We start from the raw sequence: 5,490 nt of genomic DNA on the forward strand, positions 1-5,490 counted from the left end.
CCATCAGGACATGGATTTTCCAGCAGTTAATTTTTTTTTTTCAAGCAGGAGACGGCATACGAGATGAGCGCTAGTCTCGTGGGCTCGGAGATGTGTATAAGAGCCAGCCCCCCAGCCCGCCGGCGCCTCGCAGTTCACGAACCCCTCTCAGCCCGCCGGCCGTGGTGCCTCGCAGGTCACGAACGCCTCCCAGCCTCCGAACCCCTCCCAGCCCGCCGACCCTGGCGCCCCGCAGTCCCTGGCCGCCGTCCCGGTCGAGGAGCCCGAGACGCCTCGCCCCACGCGTACGTCCGGGACCCGGTGGCTCATCGCCGCGGCCGCGGCCGTGCTGGCCATCGTCGTCACGGGGGCGGTGCTGATCGTCACCTCCGACCGCGACACGGCCGCTCCCGGAGGCGTCGCGCAGGTCGCGGCCAGTGCCGTGCCCAATGACGTGGGACGCAGGTTCGCGCTGGGCGCCGAGTTCGACGATCCCATCGCGATCGTCCCCTCGGCGCCGCAGTGCGGCTTGCGGGTTTACGAGGGCAGGACGGCCGGCAACGGCCAGTTCTGCGTGATCCACTGGTCGATGATCAACCCGGGCGGTGAGCGCCGGGTGCTGGTGCAGCCCGTGGTCTCCATGCTCGACGACCGGGGCGCCGAACACGACCCGGCGCCGATCACCCTCCCTCCGGCGATCCTGCCGGGCGCACGGGTGGACGGTGCGTTCGTGTTCGACCTGCCGATGTACCGCAAGCCGGTCAAGATGACCGCGACCATGCTGGAGAACGGCACACAGATCGAGGTGGCGCTGTGATCACCCGCTCGGCTCTCGCCGCTCTCCTGCTGACCGCGACCGGCGTTCCCGCCGTCGCAATTCCCGGCCCAGCAGCGGCGATCGGCGGGGCGGCCGGTTCCGCGCCGGTGAGTTGTGCCGGTGCGGCGGACTTCGACGGGGACGGGGTGGACGACGTCGCCGTGGGGGATCCGTTCGCCGATGGGGAGACGGGGTCGGTGCAGGTGCTGTCCGGCGACAAGATCGTCCCTGTGACCGTTCCCGGGCGGGCGACCGGTGACGCCTTCGGCTGGTCCGTACGCCTCGCGAAGGTCGACGGCGACGCCTGTGCCGACCTGGTCATCGGCGCCCCGTACGCGGACGTGGACGGCGAGGAGGACGCCGGGGCCGTGTATGTCGTCTTCGGCGGCAAGGCGGCGCCACCACAGCGTCTGACCGCGCCCCGGCCCCAGCGGTCGGCCCACTTCGGCTGGTCGCTGGCCGCCAAGGGCGACCTGGTGGCCGTGGGGGCGCCGTACGAGGACGAGTCCGGGCTGCTCGACGCCGGCGCGCTCTACGTCAGGAAGGGCGACGGCGAGCTGCGCCGCATCAGTCAGGAGACGTCCGACGTCCGCGGCAACGCCGAGGTCGGCGACCAGTTCGGCTGGTCGATGGCGTTCGGGGCGGGAAACGAGCTGCTCATCGGGGTCCCGTACGAGAACGCCGACGGCGCGGGCCGGCAGATCGAGGCCGGGCGGATCAACTCGGGCTCGGTGGTGTTCGTCGACGACGTGCTGGCCCCGGAGATCACGTCGTTCAAGCTGGACTCGCCGACGGACGCCTCCGGGGACCGCTACGGGTACGCGGTGGCGTACGCCGAGGGGTCGGGCTACGCGGTCGGCTCGCCGGGGCCCGGGTCGGTGCAGCTCCTGGACACCGCCAGGAAGCCCATGCGGACGGTCGATCAACCGGGCAGGCAGGCGTTCGGGTTATCGATGGCGGCCTCGGCGGACGGCCGGTTGGCGATCGGCGCCCCGTACGGCGGTGGTGTGCGGATCGTCTCCTGGAAGGACGCGTCGGAGGATCGCCGGCTCGCGGACGCCGGCGGGCTGTTCGGCTGGTCGGTGGCCTTCAGCGGCAACAAGCTGTTCGTCGGCCGGCCGGACGCCGCGCCGTACGGCAAGGTCGCGGTCGCCGGACGCAACGCCGAGATCCTCCAGCCCTTCGGCCCAGCCCGGGGCGCCGACTTCGGCACCTCCCTGTCCGGCTGACCCGATCGCACAGCGCAGGTCTTTCGGCTCCCACGGCGTCAGGGGCGGAGTGCGGCACGGGGGATATTTCTCGACATATGATCATCTTTCGAATCCCGCCGTCACCCCGGAGGCCCCATGACCGAGGAGACCCCTCACCCGCGGATCGACACGTCCGTGCCGCACTCCGCCCGCGTCTACGACTACTGGCTGGGCGGGAAGGACAACTTCGCCGCCGACCGGGCGGTCGCGGAGGCCACGGCGAAGGCGTCGCCCGGAGTCGTCCAGGGCGCGCGTGACAACCGCGCCTTCCTCGGCCGCGCCGTACGCCACATCGCCGCCCAGGGGGTCACGCAGTTCCTGGACATCGGGACGGGCATCCCGACGCAGGGCAACACGCACGAGGTGGCCCAGGCGGCGAACCCGGCCGCGCACGTGGTCTACGTCGACAACGACCCGATCGTGATGATCCACGCCCGGGCGCTGCTCAAGGGCACCCCGCAGGGGCGGACCGCGTACATCGAGGCCGACCTGCGCGAGCCCGACGCCATCCTCAAGCACCCCGACCTGCTCGAGACCATCGACCTCAACGAGCCGGTCGGGCTGGTGATCGTGGGCACGCTGATGTTCATCAAGGACCACGAGGACCCGTTCGGCCTGGTGGCGCGGTACAGCCAGGCGCTGGCGCCCGGCAGCCACCTGGCCATCTCCCACGTCACCGCCGACTTCGCCCCGAAGCAGGTGGGGGCCAGCGCGGAGGCGTACAACAGCGAGGCCCTGGCCTTCACGCCGCGCACCGGCGAGCAGATCCTGCGTTTCTTCGAGGGGTACGAGCTGGTGGAGCCGGGTCTCGTGCCGGTTTTCGACTGGCGCCCCGACGGCCCGGTCGCCCGTGCCCGGGAGGACGCGGGCGCGTACGGCGTGGTGGGCCGCAAGCTCTGACGGCCACGAAAGCCTCTCCCCCGCCCGCATGACCCGCCCTCATCGGGGGGATTCAGCCTGTCATGCGGTGCGGGGGCGTCGTGGGCCGGTCCGCGCGGCACGGTGACCAGGAGGTTTCCATGATCGACGTACCCGACACGAAACTCGCGGGCGAGGCCACCCGGCTGGTGCGCGAGTCCACCAGCGACCTGATCTACCACCACTCGCGCCGCGTCTACTTCTGGGGCGCGCTCCAGGGGCGCAACCGGGGCCTGAGCTACGACCCCGAGCTGCTGTACATCGGCGCGATGTTCCACGACCTCGGGCTCAACGAGGAGCACCGCGGCAGCGGGCGGCGCTTCGAGGTCGACAGCGCCGACGCCGCCCGGCGCTTCCTGCGCGAGCACGACGTGCCGGAGGACAGCATCCGGCGGGTCTGGACGGCCATCGCCCTGCACACCACGCCCGGCATCCCCGAGTTCATGGAGCCGGAGGTGGCGCTGGTGACCGCGGGCGTCGAGTACGACGTGCTCGGGATCGGCTTCCACGACCTCAGCGACGAACAGCGGCGGCAGGTCACGGCCCTGCACCCGAGGCCGGGCTTCAAGCGGGCGATCCTGCGGGCGTTCACCGAGGGCGTCGCGCCGCGGCCGGAGACGACGTTCGGCAACGTCAAGGCGGACGTCCTGGAGCGGTACGTGCCGGGCTTCCAGCGCCGCGACTTCGTCGACACGATCCTCGAGTCGCCCTGGCCGGAGTAGCCGGTTTCGCGCCGTTGTACGGTGGTTCGGCCCGTGGGCCCGATGCCCCGGGCGCATACGCGGAAGAGGAAGGCTCCATGGACGAACAGCAGATCCTCCAGCGCATCCACGCCCTCGTGGACGAGGAGCACGAGCTGCGCTCGCAGAACGCCTCGGCAGGGCCGGAGCACAACGCCCGGCTCACCCACCTGGAGGAGACCCTCGACCAGTGCTGGGACCTGCTGCGCCGGCGCCGCGCCCGGCGCGAGGCCGGCATGAACCCCGACGAGGCCGAGGCCGCGCCGGTCTCGCAGGTCGAGAACTACCTGCAGTAACAGCGAAGGAGCGAACATGCTGCGTACGTGGCTGACCGAGCGGTTCGGGCTGGAGGTGCCGCTGGTGGGGGCGCCCATGGCCGGGGTGAGCGACGGACGGCTGGCCGGGGCGGTCTCCGGGGCCGGCGGGCTCGGCATGTTCGGCGTGCTCCCCGCCTCGTCCGCCGCGTGGATCGGCGAGCAGGCCGCCGTGGCGGGCGCGGGCGGGCGGCCGTACGGGATCGGGCTGATGGCCTGGGCCGTCACGGACGCCCAGCTGGACGCGGTGATCGAGGCGCGTCCGGCGCTGGTGTCGGTCAGCTACGGCGACTACGCGCGCCACCTGGGGCCGCTGCGGGAGGCCGGGATCGCGGTGGCCACCCAGGCGGGCACCACGCAGGAGGCCAGGGCCGCGGCGCGGGCCGGCGTGGACGTCGTGGTGGCCCGGGGCGGCGAGGGTGGCGGGCACGGTCGCGCCGAGGTGGCCACGCTGCCGCTGCTGCAGGGTGTGCTGGCCGCGGTGGACGTGCCGGTGCTGGCCGCGGGCGGCATCGCCACGGCGCGTGGGCTGGCCGCCGTGCTGGCCGCGGGCGCGGAGGGCGCCTGGGTGGGCACGGCGTTCCTCGGCTGCGCCGAGACGACGCTGCCCGAAGCGGCGCGGCGGCGGGTGGTGGCGGCCGGGGAGACCGGCACGGCGTACGGGCGGGTCTTCGACGTCGCCCAGCGGCTCGCCTGGCCTCCGGAGTTCGGCGGGCGCGCTCTGCGGAACGCGTTCTTCGACCGGTGGGAGGGCCGGGAGGAGGAGCTGGCGGCGGACGACGCGGCGTCCGCCGAGCTGGCCGCCGCCCGGCAGGCGGGAGACTTCGACACGGCCTACGTCTACGCCGGGGAGGCGGTCGGCCTGGTGGAGCGGGAGCGGACGGCGGCCGACGTGGTGGCCGACTTCGCCGCCGCCGAACCGCTGCTGCGCCGCTTCACGACCTGACGTCACCCGACAGGGGTTCTGCGGTCAGGCCGGGCCGGGGACGCGGGACAGGACGGCGCCCATGAGCGGCCAGCCGTCCAGCTCCAGGTCCCCGGCCGGGCAGCCGCGGTCGTCGCTGAGGGCCTCGTCCAGCAGGGCGCGGGCCACCGCGGGGCGGTTGAGGTTGAGGTAGGCGCCGTCGGCGGAGCGCAGGACGCCGCCCGTGTGCAGGATGCAGCCGGCGCCCGCAGACGCGCGGCCGGACAGGGGGCCCGGGCCCTCGGCGAAGACGACGGTCAGGCGGACGGGGACTCCCTCCGCGCGGAAGGCGACCACTTCGCGGCAGCCGGACCCGTCACGCACGTGGGCGTGCCCGACACGCCACCGGTAGACGCGCTCCCCCACCACCAGCCGCCGATACGCCTTGTCCCGCCGCACCATGGGACGGCACCGTACCCGGTGGCCGTGGGTGTCCCGCAAGTGGGTAGTAGTGGGGCAGACGGTGCACTCTGGGGGGCGGACGTGGGGATCGAGGGTGAGCGGGTCC

Annotated in this window: 7 protein-coding genes; 6 read left to right on the top strand and 1 reads right to left on the bottom strand. The window is 73.0% G+C overall.

Going from position 1 to position 5,490, the window contains the following annotated elements; genetic code table 11:
- The first annotated feature begins 325 nt into the window (after nt 1-325).
- The 6 genes from C1J01_RS45705 to C1J01_RS45730 all read left to right on the top strand — a co-directional run bounded on the left by C1J01_RS45705 (nt 326) and on the right by C1J01_RS45730 (nt 4,964).
- Nucleotides 326-796 carry a hypothetical protein gene (locus C1J01_RS45705; protein ID WP_111185257.1) on the top strand — a complete coding sequence of 157 codons (471 nt, stop codon included), beginning with the start codon at nt 326-328 and terminating at the stop codon, nt 794-796.
- Nucleotides 793-2,025, top strand: a complete 1,233-nt coding sequence (locus C1J01_RS45710) for an FG-GAP repeat protein (RefSeq protein WP_111185258.1) — start codon at nt 793-795, stop codon at nt 2,023-2,025. Before C1J01_RS45705 ends, C1J01_RS45710 begins: the two co-directional genes overlap by 4 nt.
- Before the next feature lie 117 nt (nt 2,026-2,142).
- The gene (locus C1J01_RS45715; protein WP_111185259.1) at nt 2,143-2,946 is read left to right on the top strand and encodes an SAM-dependent methyltransferase; all 804 of its coding nucleotides are present in this window, start codon (nt 2,143-2,145) and stop codon (nt 2,944-2,946) included.
- Between the two features lie 119 nt (nt 2,947-3,065).
- Entirely contained in the window at nt 3,066-3,686 is a 621-nt protein-coding gene (locus C1J01_RS45720; protein WP_235855110.1) for an HD domain-containing protein, read from the top strand.
- 77 nt (nt 3,687-3,763) lie between these two features.
- A complete protein-coding gene (locus C1J01_RS45725; RefSeq protein WP_111185261.1) occupies nt 3,764-4,000 on the top strand; it encodes a DUF2630 family protein in 237 nt (78 codons plus the stop codon).
- A gap of 16 nt (nt 4,001-4,016) precedes the next feature.
- Nucleotides 4,017-4,964: an NAD(P)H-dependent flavin oxidoreductase gene (locus tag C1J01_RS45730; protein ID WP_111185262.1), complete on the top strand. Its 948-nt coding sequence runs from the start codon at nt 4,017-4,019 to the stop codon at nt 4,962-4,964.
- A 24-nt stretch (nt 4,965-4,988) separates the two neighbouring features.
- On the opposite strand, the gene C1J01_RS45735 is transcribed toward C1J01_RS45730, so the two are convergent.
- Nucleotides 4,989-5,384: a hypothetical protein gene (locus C1J01_RS45735; protein WP_111185263.1), complete on the bottom strand. Its 396-nt coding sequence runs from the start codon at nt 5,382-5,384 to the stop codon at nt 4,989-4,991.
- Between the last annotated feature and the right edge of the window lie 106 nt (nt 5,385-5,490).

Source organism: Nonomuraea aridisoli (assembly GCF_003236395.1).
GTDB classification, from domain to species: Bacteria; Actinomycetota; Actinomycetes; order Streptosporangiales; family Streptosporangiaceae; genus Nonomuraea; species Nonomuraea aridisoli.

Coding starts and splice junctions, on each gene's coding strand:
- C1J01_RS45725 (WP_111185261.1), top strand. CDS start 3,764: ATGGACGAACAGCAGATCCTCCAGCGCATCCACGCCCTCGTGGACGAG.
- C1J01_RS45720 (WP_235855110.1), top strand. CDS start 3,066: ATGATCGACGTACCCGACACGAAACTCGCGGGCGAGGCCACCCGGCTG.
- C1J01_RS45735 (WP_111185263.1), bottom strand. CDS start 5,384: ATGGTGCGGCGGGACAAGGCGTATCGGCGGCTGGTGGTGGGGGAGCGC.
- C1J01_RS45730 (WP_111185262.1), top strand. CDS start 4,017: ATGCTGCGTACGTGGCTGACCGAGCGGTTCGGGCTGGAGGTGCCGCTG.
- C1J01_RS45715 (WP_111185259.1), top strand. CDS start 2,143: ATGACCGAGGAGACCCCTCACCCGCGGATCGACACGTCCGTGCCGCAC.